13 protein-coding genes are annotated in these 20,704 nt (G+C 48.0%); 7 read left to right on the top strand and 6 right to left on the bottom strand.

Going from position 1 to position 20,704, the window contains the following annotated elements:
• Positions 1–7: 7 nt before the first annotated feature.
• The 5 genes from ACVA53_RS00175 to ACVA53_RS00155 form a co-directional block, all read right to left on the bottom strand.
• Positions 8–412 carry a hypothetical protein gene (locus tag ACVA53_RS00175; protein WP_255041212.1) on the bottom strand — a complete coding sequence of 135 codons (405 nt, stop codon included), beginning with the start codon at positions 410–412 and terminating at the stop codon, positions 8–10.
• A 258-nt stretch (positions 413–670) separates the two neighbouring features.
• Positions 671–1,414 carry a phosphatase gene (locus ACVA53_RS00170; protein ID WP_255041213.1) on the bottom strand — a complete coding sequence of 248 codons (744 nt, stop codon included), beginning with the start codon at positions 1,412–1,414 and terminating at the stop codon, positions 671–673.
• Complete coding sequence (locus ACVA53_RS00165; RefSeq protein ID WP_446504194.1) at positions 1,414–3,537, bottom strand: tRNA(Met) cytidine acetyltransferase TmcA; 2,124 nt, start codon at positions 3,535–3,537, stop codon at positions 1,414–1,416. Before ACVA53_RS00165 ends, ACVA53_RS00170 begins: the two co-directional genes overlap by 1 nt.
• A gap of 111 nt (positions 3,538–3,648) precedes the next feature.
• Entirely contained in the window at positions 3,649–4,623 is a 975-nt protein-coding gene (locus tag ACVA53_RS00160) for a ParB/RepB/Spo0J family partition protein (RefSeq protein ID WP_255041216.1), read from the bottom strand.
• 7 nt (positions 4,624–4,630) lie between these two features.
• On the bottom strand, positions 4,631–5,845 hold the full coding sequence (locus ACVA53_RS00155) for an AAA family ATPase (RefSeq protein ID WP_255041217.1): 1,215 nt from the start codon (positions 5,843–5,845) through the stop codon (positions 4,631–4,633).
• Between the two features lie 1,338 nt (positions 5,846–7,183).
• Here ACVA53_RS00155 and ACVA53_RS00150 point away from each other — a divergent pair.
• From ACVA53_RS00150 to ACVA53_RS00125, 6 genes are all read left to right on the top strand, one after another.
• On the top strand, positions 7,184–9,184 hold the full coding sequence (locus tag ACVA53_RS00150; protein WP_255041218.1) for a replication initiator protein RctB domain-containing protein: 2,001 nt from the start codon (positions 7,184–7,186) through the stop codon (positions 9,182–9,184).
• Between the two features lie 118 nt (positions 9,185–9,302).
• Positions 9,303–11,585: a patatin-like phospholipase family protein gene (locus tag ACVA53_RS00145; protein WP_446504193.1), complete on the top strand. Its 2,283-nt coding sequence runs from the start codon at positions 9,303–9,305 to the stop codon at positions 11,583–11,585.
• Positions 11,586–11,981: 396 nt separating this feature from the next.
• Positions 11,982–13,058 carry an efflux RND transporter periplasmic adaptor subunit gene (locus ACVA53_RS00140; RefSeq protein ID WP_446504192.1) on the top strand — a complete coding sequence of 359 codons (1,077 nt, stop codon included), beginning with the start codon at positions 11,982–11,984 and terminating at the stop codon, positions 13,056–13,058.
• Positions 13,058–16,153, top strand: coding sequence for an efflux RND transporter permease subunit (locus ACVA53_RS00135; protein WP_446504191.1), 3,096 nt, complete (start codon positions 13,058–13,060; stop codon positions 16,151–16,153). Before ACVA53_RS00140 ends, ACVA53_RS00135 begins: the two co-directional genes overlap by 1 nt.
• A 148-nt stretch (positions 16,154–16,301) precedes the next feature.
• On the top strand, positions 16,302–16,646 hold the full coding sequence (locus ACVA53_RS00130; protein ID WP_255041223.1) for a hypothetical protein: 345 nt from the start codon (positions 16,302–16,304) through the stop codon (positions 16,644–16,646).
• Between the two features lie 702 nt (positions 16,647–17,348).
• Positions 17,349–18,080: a prephenate dehydratase domain-containing protein gene (locus tag ACVA53_RS00125; protein WP_255041224.1), complete on the top strand. Its 732-nt coding sequence runs from the start codon at positions 17,349–17,351 to the stop codon at positions 18,078–18,080.
• Between the two features lie 308 nt (positions 18,081–18,388).
• On the opposite strand, the gene ACVA53_RS00120 is transcribed toward ACVA53_RS00125, so the two are convergent.
• Positions 18,389–19,615 (bottom strand): MFS transporter, encoded by a 1,227-nt coding sequence (locus ACVA53_RS00120; RefSeq protein WP_446504190.1) that lies wholly within the window; start codon positions 19,613–19,615, stop codon positions 18,389–18,391.
• Between the two features lie 205 nt (positions 19,616–19,820).
• Here ACVA53_RS00120 and ACVA53_RS00115 point away from each other — a divergent pair, with 205 nt between their 5' ends.
• Positions 19,821–20,702, top strand: coding sequence for a LysR family transcriptional regulator (locus ACVA53_RS00115; RefSeq protein WP_446504189.1), 882 nt, complete (start codon positions 19,821–19,823; stop codon positions 20,700–20,702).
• Positions 20,703–20,704 lie beyond the last annotated feature (2 nt).

Here is a 20,704-nt window from a genome sequence, read left to right as displayed (position 1 = left end):
ATACAGGTCAGACCAAGGCGATAGTGCGTAACTGATGAGACGTCAGCCATTGGTCAGTAATAAACATATAACTACCATTATTAGGGTGCTTTTTATTTACGGAAATTTTATCTTGTCGCAGATAGCCTTCCAGCATACCAACCGGTTGGAGATACAGTTGATAGCAGGCTGTCAAAGGCAGGGGGGTCGATGATTCAAAATAGATCATTTGCCGGGTAATTCTGTTTACCGTTACTTTTACTCCATAATCATGACTGTCGATGGTTTCACCACTGCTGAGAAGGTGGCCAAACAGACGACCAGCGATACCGCCACGACCAACGGAGTAGCACTTTTCGATATCAGAATCTTGGCAAACAGATGAATGAATCATCTCTTTTAGCGCTGGAGGAACATCTTTTATTAAACTCATGCTGACTCCTTATTATTATTTTTTTGCCTACCACAATAACAATAATTCGCCTTTGTATACGACACAAAGTCCAAGCTAAAATTTAGTGGCATTCTTAAATCGTAGACAATGAGGCAAAAGAATACAAATCTAAATCACAAAGCAGTCTCACCTGCGATTTACAGTGTAAATTTTGACAACAAAAAAGGTGGCAACAGCCACCTTTTCAAATAAAACTTCACGCACATTGTTATGCTGAAATTTACACTGTAAATTATCTTAACGAAGAGACTGAAACTCTTCAATCGGCGCATGACCACGAGACTCAAGAAATTCAATAAATCGAGATGCACTCGTTGTAACAATGGAAGACTCGTCGATATTCACTTTGTCAAACAATGCTGCCGCAGAATCAAATTTTCCTATGTCGTAAGCAAAGTGAGCATCAGACCCTGTTGTGAACGACACGCCAACCTCTTTACCAATTTCAGCAATACGTTCACACCTTGGCTGGCTTCCTATCCTAGAGCCTGACAGCGAAGAATTATTTATCTCAACCAACACGTTGGCCTCAGCCGCTGCCGCCAGAACACGCTCAAAGTCGAAATCAAAATTAGGGTTGCCTAAATGACCCAACGCATCAACACGACCTGACTTAATAACATTAAGCAACGCTTCTGTATGTTGCGTCGATGAAGATGGCGCAAACACTGGCTCATGGAAACTCGCCAGAATCCAGTCAAGGTGACCTTCCACTTTGGCAGAGATATCAATTTCTCCTTCAACATTCATTATGTTTGCTTCAACACCTCGTAAGATACCTACCCCATGAAGAAAGCGAGGCAAGATTTTCTGGTTGGCAAAATGCCAAAAATGAGGAGCGCCAGGCATTGAGGAGGCATGGTCAGTGACGCACATTAATTGCAGACCTTTGTCTGCAGCAGCAGCCGCATTCTCTAATACCGTGCTATACGCGTGCCCGCTAGAGACTGTATGGCTATGGGTGTCGACAACAAATTTCATTACTCGCTCCTTGCTAAAGAATTCTTTTTAAAATCAGATCTGACAAAATCACGTAAAGCCTGCTCTGCCTGTTTACGGCCCGTCAGTTGGAATTGTTGGACAATGTCTTGCCAAGATTTGCGTTGAATAGCTTTAGACACTGCCAAATGAAACGTAGCCAATTCGCAAGACTGTCCGATATGAAGCAAGCGGTGATACAGATATTGCTGCAGCGCAGGCAACACTGATTCGTACCCCAAGCCACCTTGGCAATATAACGAAAGTTGATCTTCTACCCATTGAGTCGGAAGGGCTGGCGGCATGGCTTTAAGCGATAATGACTCAATCAACAGCGGCAGAAACTCTTCAATTGCCATCTCGCGAAAAGCTTCACATGCATTGGTAGTCAAACCTATCGCAAATAAAACCCTCGCCCTGGTAAACCACTGCTGACTTAAATCACAAATAGGTTGTACACACAGCAAGGATGGATATCCACTCGAGGCATCTTTTTGCAGGCCCAAACGAACAGGCATATACCCTGCTCTCTGCCAAAAATGCAAAAGCTCGGTGACATAACCGAAGCTGGTGCCGAGGAAATTATATCGACCCTGTGACCAGAGCCTGACTGAGGACAATAATTGCTGACCAATGCCTTGCTGCTGAAAATCGGGGTGAACCGCAATTCTTAGTATACGGCCAGAACGTTGCATTGCGGCTTCAGAAATACCAAGATGAGCAGCAAGAGACTGGGCAAGTAGATGGCCTCGTGGCCTTCGTACACCAAGTTGGATTTGCTCGGCAAGTTCTGGAGAGAAGCCCCCTTCATCGACAATCAAACAACAACCCAACACATTATCGTCATTTCGGCAGACCCAAATATGCAAGCTGTCATCATCAAGTAAGTTTACCAAATCGGCAGGCGACGTTTGATAGTGTGCATTGATCAATAAACCAAATAATGAAGAAAGAAGTTTTTCCGAAACGAGCAGCTGGTTTTTATCAAGATATTCAAACTGTGCCGTATTGGGATCAAGGCCTGACGTGGCAGGCTCAGCATCAAGCAGCAAGGCTTTGAAAATCCAGTTTTCCAACGGATCATTATCTGCCCAACGGATCGCTTGCTTCATTTCAAACGCACGCCACTGTGGCATGAGTTTATCCAGCAGTTGACGAAACTTAACAGCGAAACCACGTCCCGTTCCCTCATAACCATGTACAGTACTGGAAAACACCAAACGTCCAAAACTGTTGAGTAGCATGTTGAGAACAGGGGCCGGTATAGCCGCAGCTTCATCTACCATCACCAGATCGGCGTTCGGCTTTTCTGATGACAACACATCCGGAGCAATAAAAGCCAGCGAACCTTTGCCAAGTTCAAGACATTTTTGGTTGGTAAATGGCACTCCAAACTGATCCGCAGCATGACGAAACACTGCCTGACAAGCTGCAAAAGAGGGGGCGGTGACAACAATTTTGATGTTTCGCTCAGCCAGCAAACTGGCCGCGGCTAATCCCAGCGACGCTGACTTTCCCCGACCGCGATCCGCGGTTAAAACCAAAGGTCGCTTACGGTGACCTGTCACTACCCGGCGAATAGATTCAACGGCACTAGCTTGGCAAGCGGTCAAAGTACCAAAAGGGAAAGTAGCTTCTGTTGGGCCAACAGTATCCATCTTCGCTAAATCATGAAAAGGCAATGCCGGCAAATCCAAGTCCGGCTCGAGTATCACGACGTTGGGATGCTGAAACAATTCACTCAACCGTCTGGTAAAATTTGAACCGCTATTATCAAACCACTCAGGTGGCAATAACAACAGCAAGATCCCTCCACCAACGACGGTACCGGACAATGCACCAAGGGCTTGAACATCCAGAGCATGAGCTCCCTGCCCACTATGTCCGTTAAAAGTCAGCATCTGACATTCCCTACCTAACCATAATTTGGCTTTCTTGAAAGGAATAGCGTCTATATCCGCACAGAGTGGCTCGCCACAAAAAAGCCGATTCGGATAATGAGGTGCAAAAGCATCTAAAACTTGCGCCGACCAGTCTGTGCCGCCCTTGGCAACAACAAGGTATCGGATATTACGAGCAGCCGCAATCGAAGAGAGTGAACGGCAGAATTCAGAAAGTAGGGACATGCTATAACTCAATGGCAAACAACTACCCGATAATACCAATATGCCGGTAGTGGTGCGAAAAAAAACCACGCTCGAAAGCGTGGTTTTAATATACAGAGTCAGCTGAATATTCTATTTCAAATAATCGGCAAGGTAGGTGAGGATTTCATCGGCTTGTCGCTCGGTCAACTTTTTCAGCTTAAGCTGAAGCTTATCACCATCGCGCAAATAACTGATTTTTCCCTTCACCAACTCTTGCGGTTTAGGCTTCTCGATCTCGACTTTTGGCTGAAGAGTCTCACCAATCTGCTCAAGTTTACTGGTCACCTCACGGGTAATACGGGTAATACCAGAAGCATCGATTGACTTCCACATCGCTTCATCACCGGCAGAAATTTCGGTAACAAATGACTGTTGTTGATCATTGTTGAGGCCGAAGAACAGACGGTGAAGCTTAACAATCGTCGGTCGGCCAAGTTCTCCGACACTCGGGTAAGCCATCAGCAATTCCATTGGCAAAGATGCTGCCTTCAATGCCCCACTGACCAAGGCTTCGCTACACTGACAATACCTCGCGAGCTCTTTTTGATCGGCGACTTTACCGGTTTCAAGCAGCGCCTGCATTTCCTTACCACGTTCAAACAATGACAGCGGTTTATGCGCATTAGCGACATCAGAAAGGAATTTGGCGTGCTCGCCATTAATCCCCTTACCGACATAGATAAGGAAATCTTTCTCAGCCAAGATACATGACATGCGACGGCGACTACCGTCAAGCACCTCGATTCGGCCATCATCCAACCAACGACCAACAGCTGGGTACTGCTGTCCACGATCTTTAAGCGTGTTGAGGATATCAGCCAGCGCATGCTCGTTAAGGAAAGCCTGTTCACGGGCATTCTCAGCAAAAACACGCGTTTTTTCAGCAACCTGGTTGGCTTGGATTTTGATTAATTCAAACGCAACAGTGTCCTCGCCAGCTACCGCCAACTCAATAACGGATGCTTTATCACGTGCCGCTGTTTGGGCCTCTGTTGGCGTTGTTGCGCGTCGTTTGTCAGCTTTACCGAACAAACGCGCATTAAGATCTTTGGTTTTAATCGCCATCCACTTATTACTCCCGGTTCAGGTTAGCCCAGTGAGAGTGCATTACACGCTCTAACTCTAGACCAACACGTTGGATCGCATCTTGCGCTGTTGAAAGGGTCTTTTTACCCCCTTCAAATTCGGCCGCCGTTAGGTCGAATACAGTGCTGTAGGTATCGGCACAAGTCTCAAAGGCACGGCTTCGCGGTACCGTGGCCATCATGACTTGCTCACGAAGCAGGTAGTTCATTTCGGTCAGCACCGATACCTGCTTCTTATTGTCATCCTCGAACATGGTCGGCATCAGTCGGATGAATTCCAAACCATGCCAATCTTCTGGGAACATCTCGTAAACTGTAGGCAAATGCTGGAAAAAATTAACGGTAGAGGCCCAGTCGAGACGTTTTGCCGCACAGGGAATGATCAAGGCATTGGAAGCATACATGGCATTCCATACCAGCGGATCAATGTGCGGACCGGTGTCAATCATGATGATGTCAAACTCATCAGCAATAGGATCGATAACCTTTTCCTTAAGCAGGCGAACAATATTCAAGTCCTGATTTTCAGCCAGATCCTGCCATGCATCAGCATTGAACATGGCATCTTCAGGGAAGGCTGCAATGGTCTTCAAGTTCGGGTATTGAGTGGGCATTACCACATTACCCATCACGAATTCCTTGTCGATATCCTGCCCTTCAGGCACATTTTCCAGCATTACATCAACCGCTGAATAAATGGTTTCCTGATCGCCGACACTGATCTGTGGGTTAAGGAACAAACGCAACGAACCCTGCGGATCCAAGTCAATCAAGCAAATTCGGTAGCGCTTATCCAAGTCCAGCGCGAGGCATGCTGCAAGGTGTACAGCTGTCATCGATTTGCCGGTGCCACCTTTCTGGTTTTGGACATTAACAATCCACGGTTTACGCCCCGCACCTTCACGCTCGTAAAATGCTGGCTTTTTTGTCGCATCCATCAATTGATGCGCTTCTTCCAGGCTAATTGAATAATGATTGGCGTTATTTTTCGTAAATTGGTGGCCATTCGCTTCCATGCGTGAAATAGCATCATCCAGCTTACGGCGGGTAAGGCCTGACCGACTTTCCATCAATGCTTTCGACATTGGAGGAAACGCTTCTTCCCGACGCTCCTCCAACACAATCTCAATTCGGTCTGCTTGGACCTGCTTCGTCTGCTCGGCGATATTGAGCAAGTTGTCTATGGTTTGTTCCCTGTTCATTGTCTTTATTCACCTTGAAACATTTTGCTATATTGTACAACAAAAAAACACTAAAACAATAAAAAGCTGAACGGTGACATGTGATATTTATCTCAGCATAAAGCACAAAGTAAAGCAAAAAACAGACATATTTCTCTTGAATTCTGAGAACAAAAGAGAGTGATTAACTTGGAAAGAGAGATAAATTTAAAGTGTTACGGCGTCACTATTTTACATTGTAAATCCAATTAACCCTTAATTATTCCGGAAGCGTGTCTTTTTTGGCTAGATTACGGACGCTGTCACTTTGATTAAATTTTACCCCCAATGGCCCCGATGAATAGCATTCAATGAAAATAAACAAAAATGATGATGAAATCCTTCAATTTCATTATGATCGACCAAACACCGACAAAACATGATCACGGCGATCAGCGTGAAATTAGTGGCTTAGCTTAATCTACGCTAGATTGAAGCCCCATAGTCTTGATCATCGTTCCCGTATCGACAGCAAGATCACGAAGCATGATCAAGGGAAAATCCAGCCACACAGGAGACTCGACTGCACGCAAGTATGATCGGAAAAATGATCAAGTGATTGACGGTGTAAATCGATCTTAGAACGGTTCCCCCCGAAAGCATGGATATATCCGCTCAAATTACGGTGAATGTAGGTCTGATAAGGGCTTAGCAGGCAAAGAAGCGTAATCTTTTTCCGTATCAAAGGCTGTAAAATAACCTTTGGTGTTAAAATTGAAATGCACGAGCTACGGCTTGATCATACATCCGCTTCGGACACATGATAAATACCCTGTAGAATACGGCGAGTGTTAAATCAACTTTGGTCAATATTTCTTCGCTACGGGGTGCTCCGAGGAAAAGAACACTAAAAATAACGTTGAATGACACAAGCATGATCATCTTTCCGGTGACAAAAAGGGGAAAATGAAGACTTTGGGATTCGCCAATACATCGAAATAGCCCATTTTGAAGCTGATGTTCAATTTGACCTGTGGATAACCTGTGAGTGTGCCATGATCATGCTTTCTAACTCTTGATGATCATGTTTGCAGATTGATGATGATCATACTTCCAACCTCATGATGATCATCGTTTCTATTACTTGTTGATCATATTTCCAGAACAGCCATGATCATGCTTTCGAAGTGGTCGTTTTTTATATCTTTAAGTTTCAATGCCTTACGTGCTTATCAACGTCCAGATCATAAGATCATATAATCAATAAGATCAAAATAAACAATAAGATCAGTTTAAAAAAAGCCAATAAAAGATCTTTCTTTCTTGTCATATTTCTATTAATCTTTCACGGAAAAATGGTGCATCTACGGCTAATGACAAATGAATTCCGCGCTTTCATCAAAGAATAACAACCCTGAGAAGGTATTGATCCTCGCTCCACGATCCCACAAAGATGGGCATTTGTTCTCGATCCCGGCAAACTTAATTGATTGGCTTCCACAGTACCAACACTTCAAAGGTGTTACTAAAAGCATTATCGAGTTACTTAACTTGATTTCGCTACGCGGCTTATCCACTCATGATGGTATGGTATCGACCACAGAGTTGGTTGAAGCAACGGAAGGACACTTGACCCGGGCGGCGATCCAGCAACGCTTAAGAGCGGCGGTTAATATCGGTTTGTTCAAACAACAACCCGTAAGATTCGAAGAAGGGCTTGCGGGTAAAACCATGTTGCATCATTTCATCAACCCGGCCATGTTGATCTCACAGCTTGGTACTGGAAGCTTGAATTCAGAGCAATCCAAAGCGAAAGAAAAACAAAAACGTTCAAAAGCATTGGCACAAAACCATGTAAACCGCCAATTGCTTAGTGAGCACGGATTGGGTACACCGCCAAGCATGCTAGATGAAGCTGATCAGATTGTGATCTCTCCCACCAGCTGGGCGGGTATCATCGACCAAGCGCTGGCCCCACCTCGTACCAAAAAGAGTTATCAGAAATCCATGGTGGCGATCAGTGGCACCAAGGCAATCATTGAAACACGATCATCGAAATCGATCATGACAGTTGATGATCTGATGACTTTGTTTGCCTTGTTCACCCTGACGGTGCAATACCACGATCATCACATTGCTGATTATGAAATTCAATCGCGCAGCATGGGTAACAAAACCCCAGTATATATCACGGATATTCTTGCTCTGAGGGGCAAGAAGGACAGTGGGCCGGCTCGTGACTCTATTCGCGAAAGTATTGATCGCATTGAATTTACAGATTTCCAACTGCATGAGCTGACCGGTCGCTGGATGAGCGAGAATATGCCGGAAGGGTTCAAGAGTGACCGTTTCCGTTTCCTGGCCCGAACCATCACCGCATCCGAAGAAGCACCGACGGAAGGGGATGATGGTGAGATCAGGATCAAGCCGAATTTGTATATTTTGGTGTGGGAGCCATCATTCTTCGATGAGTTACTGACCCGGGATTATTTCTTTCTGTTCCCACCAGAGATCCTGCGCCAGCATACCTTGGTTTTCCAGCTGTATTCGTTCTTCCGAAGCCGGATGTCACGTCGCTACACTGACTCGATGATGCTGAGTGAGTTGAACCAAAAACTGGCTCGCAACATTGAATGGCGCCGTTTTTCAACCGACTTGATCCGCGAGCTGAGCAAACTGGCCGAAGAGAAGATCACAAATCAGGTCTTTGCGGTTAATTTGTGGGGTTATCACTTGACGATCACACCGCACGAGGAAGGCAAGCGTTATTGCGATTACCAGATCGATATCCGCTGTGATGTCGATGAAGTGATCCGTTTCTCGCGGGCGAAAACGACCAACGAAGGTAAGCGCACCATGGCACCGACGATGCCTAATCCGCTGCGCAATGAAATTTTGCCTAAGAAAGAGCTTGATCAGCTTTCCGAGATCATTGATGGTGAATTTGAACCTATCCAGCGCAAAGAAAGCCGTCCGAAGGGACGTTTAGGGCGCCGTGTGAAGCTTCGCAAACACTTGGTTGAAATCAATGCGGATGAATTGACCATTACCTTGTCCAAGTATACTTCCTCAGAAGCTCTACAGCGCAGTATAACGGCGTTATCGGCAATGAGTGGACACTCAGTTGCCTCTATCAGTGAAGAGTGCCACAGCTTGCTGGAGAAGCTCGATTGGCTTCGGGTGGGGGGGGATGTCGTTCCTTACGAAACCCTGAGCAAAACTATTGAGTTATACAATGGCCAACACGACCAAGGCCATTTGTCGATTGAACGGCTTATTTCTGGCCTGGCTGTAAGGCGCAAAGTCTGTAAGTTGGTCTATGAAGGGCACGTTAATGATCAGGTAATGCATGCGCTGAGCGATATTGCCAGCGGTCGCTAAGTTCTCGTCATGAATCATAAAAAAATCCGGTCAGTTCCTCACTGACCGGATTTTTTTATGCCTGTTGTTCAGCTAACTGGGTATATTATTGCTATTAGTTCCAGTTATAGGATGTGTCATGGAGTGGCGGAAAATGTGTCGGCGCTGGCTGGGCGGCTTTTGGCTCGGGATCTTCGGTGTTGTTTTGGGGAGCTTCAGTGCTGTGGCGACAGAGTCTCGACCGCAGATCGGCGTGGTACTGAGTGGCGGTGGAGCCAAAGGGGCTGCCCACATTGGGGTACTGGCGGTACTGGAGGAGAACCGGATCCCGGTTGATGTGATCACCGGTACTAGTATGGGCGCCTATGTGGGGGGCATGTATGCCATGGGCCTGTCTGCCCGAGAAGTGCAGCAAAAAACGATGGTTGCTGATTGGCAGAGCGGTTACAACGATCGGGTGGGTCGTAATGATTTGGAATTGCGCCGCAAACAGCAAAATGACAATTATCAAATCTATACCGACATCGGTATTGATCTTCAAGGTAACTACCAATCCAAACCCGGTGCCTTCCAAGGGCAGGGCATGGCCATTTTGCTTGGCCGCCTAACCGACAATCTCCCCGCACTCGATAGTTTTGACGATTTGGCGATACCTTACCGGGCTGTGGCAACGGACATCGTTCATGTCCAGCCTGTGGTGCTTGAAAGTGGGCACCTGGCAACGGCGATGCAGGCTTCGATGACAGTACCGGGTGCCCTTCAACCGGTGCGAATAGACAATCAGATATTGGTGGATGGTGGCATCGTCAACAATATGCCTGTTGATGCAGCTCAGGCGTTGGGCGCTGACGTGATCATTGCGGTTGATCTGCGTGATGCGCTGTTTGGTGAGCAAGATCTCAATAGTGCATTCAATATTATCGGCCAGCTCACTACTTTCATGACCAATACCAGTTCTGACCAACAAATGGCGCTGATGGACGAGGGGGATGTTTATCTCCAGCCGGATGTCCCTTTCATGCTGGCACCGGATTTCGATAAAATGGATCAGGCTTATGTTGCCGGCCGTAAGATAGCATTGAATGCACTGCCGCAGCTCAAACGCTATCAGTTGCCAGAGCAAGACTACGAGGCCTATGTGCGTGCAAAGCTCGATCGTCGTTCACAGGTATTGGCCAGCCCGGCCTACTATATCGATCGGATTGAGGTGAACAACCATACCTCACGCTCTGATTTGGCGCTGCTCGAAGTGATGGATCTCAAGGCTGATCGGGTGATCACCAACGAAGAGATGGACGAAGCGGTAAAAAAACTCAATCGACAAGATATCTTCGAGCGTGTCACCTATCAAATAGAGCAGAAGGATGATGAAAGCACCTTGGTGATGGATGTCCGTGAGAAATCCTGGGGCCCGGGCTACCTTAACCTGAAGTTTGCTTTTGAGGATGACTTTGCCAACCGCTCAGATTTTGCCTTCGGTACCCAGTATATCTACACCAACCTGACTGATAAGGGCGGCGAGTGGCAGTTCGAATGGCTGCTGGGGAGCTGGAAGAAAATTGATACCAGCTTCTACTTTCCACTCGATTACCAAAAGAACACCTATACCTCGTTTGGTGTCAACTGGAACCGCGAAGTGCGTGAATTTATTTTGTCGGACGAACAAGCGGACATGATTGGCCGAGATCCTGGCACGGATGTCGAGACTGAGTACAGTGTTTTCAATGGCTATGTCGAGCTGGGGTGGAACCTGCAACCATGGAGTTCGCTGGCAGTGGGCTACCGTGGTGGTGTCGGTGAGGTCAGTGAAATCAATACCACTAATTATCAGGATTATTCGGCCCACGGCCCCTTTGTGTCTTTTGTTTATGATGATCTGGACAGCCTGTTCTTCCCACGCGAAGGTTTTATGCTCCATACCGAAGTGGGGCTTGGCTTGAGCCGCAGTTCGTTTAACGATGAAGAAACAGTATCGAGCGACAGTGCCTACGCACAAGTGAAATTACTCAAACCGTTTAGCTATGAAAGGCATAGCTTGATCGCGACCATGCAGGCGGGTGGCTATGATGGCGACGATCTCTTGCCGGTTTATGTGCAGGATCTGGGGGGGCTGTTCAATCTGTCGGGTTACCATCGCTACGAGCTTAACGGCCGATATAAGCTGTTTGGGGCGTTAATGTATAGCTACCGGTTGCTGGATAATAATTTTGGTGCCGTGTCGATTCCGGTATATATCGGTGGTTCGTTGGAGCAAGGCGGTGTTTGGGATGATAAGTCGGACATTGATTTTGACTCCAGCTTAGCGGCTGGAAGCCTGTTCTTGGGGTTAGATACCCCTATAGGACCGGTATACCTTGCTTATGGTATGGCAGAAGGAGGGCAAAATTCCTTCTACCTATCGCTGGGTACAACATTCGATTAGTCATTTCGCAGTGTTTATCGTCGGTTGGAGGATAGCAGCGTGGAGGTTGCTTCCTGATTTGACAGGGAGTCACAGGGTCGTTTCATTAAAGTTGGAACCGTCACCTCAAAGGCAATCATTGCTTTGTTATTCCTGACATTTTATTGACAATATGCCTCAGAGCTGAGGCAAAATACTCTACGGATATAACCTTTGTCCCTTTCGATGAGTTAGGTTTTCACCGGTATGGATACTAGGTTGACCTAGTCACCCTCTCGAAATGCAATATATGAGTTATTTTGCGAGCCATCGACCGGCTCGCTTTTTTTTATCTGCAACAAATAACCCACCAGCTTCTCCCTTTCTATACTTGATTATATCAGCTGTAATTTTCCCATTCCCTCAGAAGGATACTGCGTGCGTTTGAAAGGGACTCTGTTCAGTTTACTGCTCCTGGTTTTGCTGGTGGCGGGTATTGCCTATAAGGAATACTTGTCAGCTGGTGTGTCTGCCGTACGTTCAATGCCGACGCCAACAGTGGTGGTGGCTGAGGTGCAAAAAAAGCTGGTCCGGCGGGAAGTGGAAGCGTTGGGAACCGTAAAGTCGCGTGAGTCGGTAGTGCTCACGGCCAAGGTGACTGAAAAAGTTGATAGGGTGCTGTTTGAAGATGGCCAGTCTATTTCAGCTGGCCAGTTACTGGTTACCCTGCATGCTGACGAGCAGCAAGCCAAGGTACGGGCTGCCAAGGCCAACCTCAAAGAGCAGCGTCGTGAATATCAGCGAATTGAAGGGTTGGTCAAGCGCAATACCATTGCCCGCTCTGAGCTGGATGCCATCTATACCGATATCGAAGTCGCCAAGGCGGTGTTGGCCCAGATTGAGGCCGAGTTGGCGGCGAGGTATATTCATGCGCCGTTTTCAGGTGTATTGGGCTTTCGACAGATCAGCCCCGGCGCCTTGGTGACACCGGGAGCGGTGATCACCACCCTTGATGATATTGCTACAGTAAAACTCGACTTTTCTATTCCCGAGGCGTTTCTCGGTTTGGTAGCCCAAGGTGCAGTGATCGAGGCCAGCGCTGCAGCGTATCCTGATGAAATATTCCGTGGTCAGGTTGCCAGTATTGGTAGTCGGATCAACCCGCAGACCCGTGCAATGGTGGTACGGGCTGATATTGCCAACCGTGATTTACGGTTACGCCCTGGCATGCTGATGACCCTGTCCTTGATTGTCGGCGAACATCAAGGGTTGATGGTGCCGGAAGAAGCCTTGGTCCCCCGCCAGCAGCAACATTTCTTGTTTGTGGTTGGGGCGGAGGGCATTGTTGAGCAGCGCGAAGTCGAGCTGGGTTTCCGTCGTCGGGGCGAGGCTGAAGTGCTGTTAGGTATAGAGGAAGGTGAGCGGGTGATCACCCGGGGAATCCAACGGATCAGGCCGGGGCAGAAAGTGGAAGTCCGCGAGCAAGAGCGCTTTACCTTCAGGGAGGCTGGCTGATGTGGTTGTCGGATCTCTCGGTCACCCGTCCGGTACTGGGCTCGGTGATCAGCCTGTTGTTGGTGGTGTTTGGTATGGTGGCGTTCGATCGGCTGCCATTGCGAGAGTATCCTGATATTGACCCGCCGGTTGTGACAATTTCCACCAGCTATAGGGGCGCGTCGGCAGCTATAGTTGAAACGCGGATCACCCAATTGGTGGAAGATAGGATCGCCGGTATCGAAGGGATCCGCTCTATTAGTTCAAGTAGCCGTGATGGTCGTTCCAGTGTGACTTTGGAGTTCTCAATTGGCCGCGATATCGACGCCGCAGCCAATGATGTTCGTGACCGTATTTCTGGTATTTTAAATAACTTACCCGATGAGTCCGACCCGCCTGAAGTACAGAAGGCAGCCGCGGGTTCGGAAGTGATCATGTGGCTTAACTTGGTCTCTGATCGGATGGATACGCTGGCGCTGACAGATTATGCCAGCCGCTATTTGGTTGATCGCTTCTCGGTGATCGACGGAGTAGCAGGGATCCGCCTTGGCGGCGGCAAATCTTATGCCTTGAGGATCTGGATCGACCGCCAGAAATTGGCGGCAAGGGGCTTGACCGTCACGGATATCGAAGATGCATTGAGGGACGATAATATCGAACTGCCTGCAGGTTCGGTGGAGTCACAGAGCCGGCAGTTTACGGTTCGTACCCAGCGCAGCTTTGTCGCCCCTGAAGATTTTGTTCGCTTGGTGATCGGTAGCGGTGATGATGGTTATTTGATCAGGCTTGGTGATGTCGCCAAGGTGGAACTGGCCGCCGAAGAAGAGCGGATCACCTTCCGTGGCAACACCCAGGACATGATTGGAATAGGGATCACCCGCCAGTCAAAAGCCAATACCTTGGATGTAGCCAAAGCGGCCAATGACTTGGTCGATCAGCTCAACTCGACCTTGCCGCCAGGTATGGAGATTAAACGCTCCTATGACTCCTCTGTGTTCATCCAGGCCTCGATAGACGAGGTGTACAAAACCCTGATGATTGCCCTCGGGTTGGTGGTGGTGGTGATATACCTTTTCCTTGGTAGTGTCCGTGCCATGCTGATCCCCGCCTTGACCTTGCCGGTCTCGTTGATTGGTGCCTTTACGGTGCTCTATGCCTTGGGTTTTACTCTTAACTTGTTGACTTTGTTGGCACTGATTTTGGCTATCGGTATCGTGGTTGATGATGCCATTGTGATGCTGGAAAACATTCACCGCCGTATCAGTAGCGGTGAGCCCCCGCTCAAAGCTGCGTATCTCGGAGCCAAGCAGGTTAGTTTTGCCATTATTGCCACGACTGTGGTGCTGGTGGCGGTCTTTCTGCCGATCGGCTTTCTCGAAGGGGATCTGGGTAAATTATTCCGTGAGTTCTCTATTGCCATCAGTGCGGCGGTAATACTGTCATCCTTGGTGGCGTTGACGCTGAGCCCTATGATGGCCTCGAAATTGATGCGGCCAGTTGATAAGGAAAGCGGCTTGGTCAGGCTCAGTAGTCGTGCCATGGCCGCGCTAACGGCGAGCTACAAGGGTATGTTGGCCCATGCGATCAATCGCCCGCGCCGGGTTATTGTGGCCTTGGTACTGGTATTGGTTGTCTGTGGCTGGCTGCAACAGCGTCTTCCCTCTGAGTTTGCCCCGCGGGAGGACAGGGGGGCGATGTTCATCATCATCAATGGCCCGCAGGGGGCGAGCTTTGATTTTATCCAGCCTTATATGGATGAGGTCGAGCACCGCTTGATGCCATTGGTGGAAGCTGGCGAGATCAAACGCTTGCTGATCCGTGCGCCGCGTGGATGGGGGCGGCTCGCTGATTTTTCCAATGGCTTTGCGATTGTGGTGCTGGAGGATTGGGCCGAGCGCCGTCCCGCAGGGGCGATTATTGGTGATATCCGTCGGCGCTTGGGTGATTTGGCCGGGATCACGGCTTTTCCGGTGATGCGTCAGCCGTTCGGTCGCGGGGTCGGTAAACCGGTACAGTTCGTATTGGGAGGCGGCAGCTATGAAGAGCTGGCCCAGTGGCGGGATATCATACTCGATGCCGCGGCTCGTAACCCCAAGATTGTCGGTCTGGATCATGACTACAAGGAAACCAAGCCACAGCTGCGGATCGTGATAGATCGCGATCGGGCTGGCGATCTCGGGGTGTCGTTAAAGACGATTGGCCAGACCCTCGAATCTATGCTCGGATCCCGTCAGGTAACAACTTATTCATGGCGCGGCGAAGAATACGATGTGGTCATCGAAGGCCAGCGCGAACGGCAAAATACCGCTGCCGACTTGGCCAATTTGTATGTCAGGGCTGAACAGGCCGAGGCATTGGTTCCGCTGTCGAGTCTCATCCGTGTTGATGAATACGCTGGCGCACCACAGTTAAACCGTTACAACCGGGTAAGGGCGATTACCCTCGAGGCTAATTTGGCTGACGGCTATACCTTGGGCGAAGCCCTTGGCTATCTTAATGGCTTGGTTGATGAGTTGCTGCCTGCTGATGCTGTGGTCAATTACAAAGGCGCGTCCAAAGACTATCAAGACTCCAGTACATCGATTGTGTTTATCTTTGCCTTGGCACTGGTTGTGGTCTTTTTGGTCCTCGCCGCGCAATTTGAGAGCTATATCCATCCGTTGATTATTATGCTTACCGTGCCGCTAGCGACAATGGGGGCATTGCTCGGGCTCTACTTCACTGATCAGACCCTCAATATCTATTCGCAGATAGGCCTTATCATGCTGATTGGCTTGTCGGCCAAAAACGGGATCTTGATTGTTGAGTTCGCCAACCAGTTGCGCGATCAGGGGATGGCGTTTGATGAGGCTTTGCTTGAAGCTGCATCCGAACGCTTGCGGCCTATTTTGATGACAGCCATAACCACTATCGCTGGTGCGATCCCGTTGATTCTGGCGACGGGGGCAGGGGCTGAAAACCGTGTTGTCATCGGTATTGTTGTGTTGTGTGGTATCACGGTCGCCACTTTGTTTACCCTGATTGTGATCCCGGTGATGTACCGCTTGCTCGCTCGTCATACCCTAAGTCCCGAGCATGTATCGCGGCAACTGGCACGGCAGATAGAAGACAGTTGAAGTACGCTAGAATGTAGAAAAGGCATCGAATACATCAATAAAAGTGCGAATTATTACTGAATTTGCGGTGTTCTATTACGACAATTTCCTGCCTTTCCGCTACTATCACGGCAGTAATCACGACAAGACTTAATCTGGTGATAGTAATATGAAAATTTCTGTTGATGGCGGCTCATTCAAAGTTGCAATCGAAACTGAATTTGCAGGACTGATTGAAGAGTCTGCTGCTATTTATAACGAAACCTTCGAGCAGGCGAAAACCAAAGACAAGACGATTTTGCGTTTCTTGCAAATCATCATTGAGCATCGCGACAGTGATGATGCGATTGGTTATGCCGTACTGGGTTTGCTGGGTTGGTACCACATCAACATCAATCCTGTTGAAGACCAAGATATTGAATTGAACCTGCCGAAAATCTTGCCGCACCTGATTAATCCGGCCGGCGATCTGACCGCAACAAGTGCCAGCGAAGGCAGTACCTTTCTGCATTGATTGAAGGGGAAAAAAGTCTGATATTTATAGAAGCCAATTGGGATCGCCAGTTGGCTTCTATTTGTTATCTAACGGGCAACCCCAAGGAATATTCGTAGAAAACCCTTGATTATACCAACCTACATAAATATTTGATCAGTCTTGCAGGTTAAAATCGCTGTTCTCTGCGTTAGATATTTTGTAATTAGAGCCAACTAGTTGCTGCAATATCTGCCTTGATAGCAACGATTTTTCCAGTGCAAATACTTGATCAACGACTTATCCAGATTGGTATTAAAAGTCATTTATAATTCGCCATGAAATTTTTTATTGTACGTTTCAATATAGCTTGAGCTTCTCTATTCACTTTTCTCCGTACTTGCTGCGAGTCTTTTTTCATAATTTAACTGTCTTTCCACATACGCGGCAACGGTAAATGACTTTGCAAATAAATCGCTGAATAAACGTCCGGTGCACTAAACAATAATGATGATGTTTACATTCCATAGTGAATAATTCCCTTAAAGCAATTATTAAATGCATGTTATCTTTTTATGTATTGGTGGGCAGTATCATTTTGGTATCAATTATTAATTATGTATAAGTGATACCAAAAAGATATCCACTGCTCTGACCATATTTAGTGATAGAGTTAATAAAAAGATACTGGTGAAATTGTCATACTAAAAGGTCTACTCTTAGTCAGCTGTAAAGGAAATACGGATGTTCAAATCACTGGGTATTGCCATAACGGTAGCCACGATTTTCGTTTCAAACGTGACAGTCGCAAGCGAAAATATTTTTGCTCAAGCATCAAAAGGGAGCTTCAACGATGCAGCAATTGTTAAGTTATTTGAGAAACAGCCTGCTTTAACGGCAGAGGTTATTTTTGCCGGCACGCCAACAAATACGTTCAAGCAAGCGGTAGACAATAGTGCGCTTGCGTTTAGTGCAGTCGAAAATAGTACGATTGATGGCCGCCTAGTACAGGCGTCAGTTGAGGCATTTCAACAATACCAATTAGTTGAAGCAAGGGCTTTCATAACGACGCCGATCGAAATGTGTGTCTTGATGAACAGTCAGGATGTCGCTAATAATACCGGTATCACCACGATTGCTTCTCATCCTGCGGCTTTGAAACAAATTAATATATGGAAAGCAGGCTTTAAACCACAAGAAGTGGAAATCCCTGAAGGGACCGCAGCCGCAGCAAGGCTTGTTTCCAGCCAAGAACTCCCTGAAGGTACGGCAGCAATAGGTGCATGTGTTTTAAATACGGTCTATACCAATCTTGATGTTGTCGAAAGAGGAGTTCAGGATAATAAAAACAATAAGACTTCTTTTTTGCTCATGAAGGTTGAGCCGCGCGAAACTGAAATTAGCGAGGGTGAGGCCCGTTCCGAACTAATGGAAGCCATTAAGCTGGGGAAAAAAACGGTGAAAGTTAATCTTTAGGTGATATTGCCATAGATATTCGCTGAAAATAGTTTGGGCTTCTATGTGTTTTAGTCGAGATATGCGAAAAAACGTAGGCCAGTAGCCATTGCTACTGGCCTATTTTTTGTATCAGCTAATACCAACCTACATAAATATTTGATCAGTCTTGCAGGTTAAAATCGCTGTTCTCTGCGTTAGATATTTTGCAATTAGAGTTACTAGTTACTGTAATATCTGCCTTGATAACAACGATTTTTCCAGTGCAAATACTTGATCGACTACTTATCCAGATTGGTATAATTGTCGGCGTAAGCGGCGTTTCGAGATCAAACGTGTGTAGCATTCGCGGCAACATTGTTGTTTTGATTTTGGTTTGTTTGTGCCTGGTTATTCATCGCTTGGTTATCTAACCGGCCGCTAAGGCGGGTTAGTAGCAGGGCGACAATCACGATAATCGCACCAACCCAAGGAGTATGCATTAAACCAGCGTTGGCGACGATGTGGCCGCCCCCCCATGAGCCTAATGCGATACCGATGTTGAAGGCTGCAATATTAAGACCTGAGGCAACATCAACGGCATCCGGGCTGACTTTCTCTGCCAATTTGACCACGTATACCTGCAAGCCCGGTACGTTACCGAAGGCAAAAGCACCCCATACCAAGATAGTCGCTACTGCGGCAATTGGATTGTAGGCTGTGAGATTGAACATCAGCATGGTTGCTGCTAAACCAGTGAAAATAATGGTCAGTGCTTTGATTGGCCCCATCTTGTCGGCCATTTTACCGCCCCAGATATTGCCGATAGCGACAGATACGCCGTATACCATCATGATCAGACCAATGGCTCCGGAGTTGAATCCAGACACATCTTCCAAAATAGGTGCCAGGTAGGTAAAGGCTGTAAACGTACCGCCATAACCTAGTGCGGTGATGGCATACACCAACAGTAAGCGCGGTTGGGTCAGGACTTTCAGTTGCGCTGATAGCTTAGCTGCTGGTGGCTGTTTCAAGTTGCCCGGAACCAAAATAGCGCTGCCAATCAACGCGATCAGACCAAGTAGCGCGACAATCAAGAAGGTCGCCTGCCAACCGAATGTTTGGCCGATATAGGTACCCAGTGGTACACCGGTCACCAGGGCTACAGTCAGGCCGGTAAACATGATAGCAATGGCACTGGCAGCTTTGTCTTTTGAAACCAATCCAGTGGCAATGGTTGAGCCAATGGAGAAGAATACCCCGTGGGCTAGGCCAGTTAGGATACGTGCCAAGATCAGGGTGTTATAACCCGGAGCCTGCCACGCCAGCAAGTTACCTGCAACAAACAGGCCCATGACCGATAGCAGGACCGCCTTGCGGTTCCATTTACCGGTTAGGGCAGTCAAAACCGGGGCGCCTACGGCAACACCCAGGGCATACAAACTGACTAGCAGGCCGGCAGAAGGTAGTGAAACATTAAGGTCGGCTGCCATGGTTGGGATCAAGCCCACGATGACGAATTCTGTGGTTCCGATAGCAAAGGCGCTTAGCGTCAATGCCAATAGTGCTAAAGGCATAGTCTTTCTCTCTATTCAAGTAATTAAACCGCCGCTGCGGCCTACATAGGCTTTGAGCTGTAAAGCTCACATCCGGCGGCACTCTCTCTGTTGGCAGGCATTATTCAAAAAATTGCTATTGCTAAAAACAGCACCTTTTACAAATGATTTTTGCTATAAATGAAAAAATGCGAAGGTGATAAAAAATGTTGGAAGGAAAGGTGCCATGCGAACGCGCTCTGATGATTTGGAAATTTTACTGACCGTGGTCGATAGCGGCGGCTTCTCTGCGGCTGCAGAGGCGTTGGATATCCAGGTTGCGCGGGTCTCCCGGGCTGTGAGCAAGGTCGAGAAACAGCTTGGCGTGTCTATTCTCAACCGTACTACCCGTAGGGTCGAGCTGACTGACGAGGGGCGGCAGTTTATCGAAGCGGTGAGGACTGGCCTACAGCATATCCAGCAGGCCGAGGAAGACATCATGCAGCGCGGAGAGTTGCCCAAGGGGAGGCTCAGGGTGGATGCGGCCAGCCCGTTTGTGTTCCACCAACTGGTCCCGTTGATCCAGTCGTTTAAAGCGGCTTACCCTGAAATTGAGCTCGAGCTAACGTCCAATGAAGGCTTTGTCGATTTGCTGGAAAAGCGCACCGATGTGGCGATCCGTATTGGCAAGCTGGATGATTCCACCTTACATGCCCGGCCGCTGGGAAGAAGCCCGCTCTATATCGTTGCTGCACCGGAATATCTGGCCAAGCGCGGGCTCCCCAAGCTGGTCAACGAACTCCACCAGCACGATTTGATTGGTTTTGCCGGCGCCAAGATCCTCAATCGCTGGCCGCTTAAAGGGTTGGATACCATCACTCCTTCGATGATATCAAGCAATGGCGAGACAGTCCGCCAGCTGGTGCTGGCCGGTAATGGTATCTCGTGTCTGTCGGGCTTTATGGTCAACAAGGATTTGGAGGAGGGGCGTTTGGTCTCTTTGCTGGAAACAGAAAAACTGGTCAATACCGGCCGCGAGCAGGTCAATGCGGTGTTCTATAAATCATCTTCGGTGGCAAGGCGGATCTCGGCCTTCATTGATTTCATCCAGCCGCAGCTGACGCTGTAGAC

The sequence above is a fragment of the Photobacterium sp. DNB23_23_1 genome, assembly GCF_052873815.1.
The sequence above is the reverse complement of the archived record's forward strand: the minus strand, read 5'-3'. Positions and strand labels throughout refer to the sequence as shown.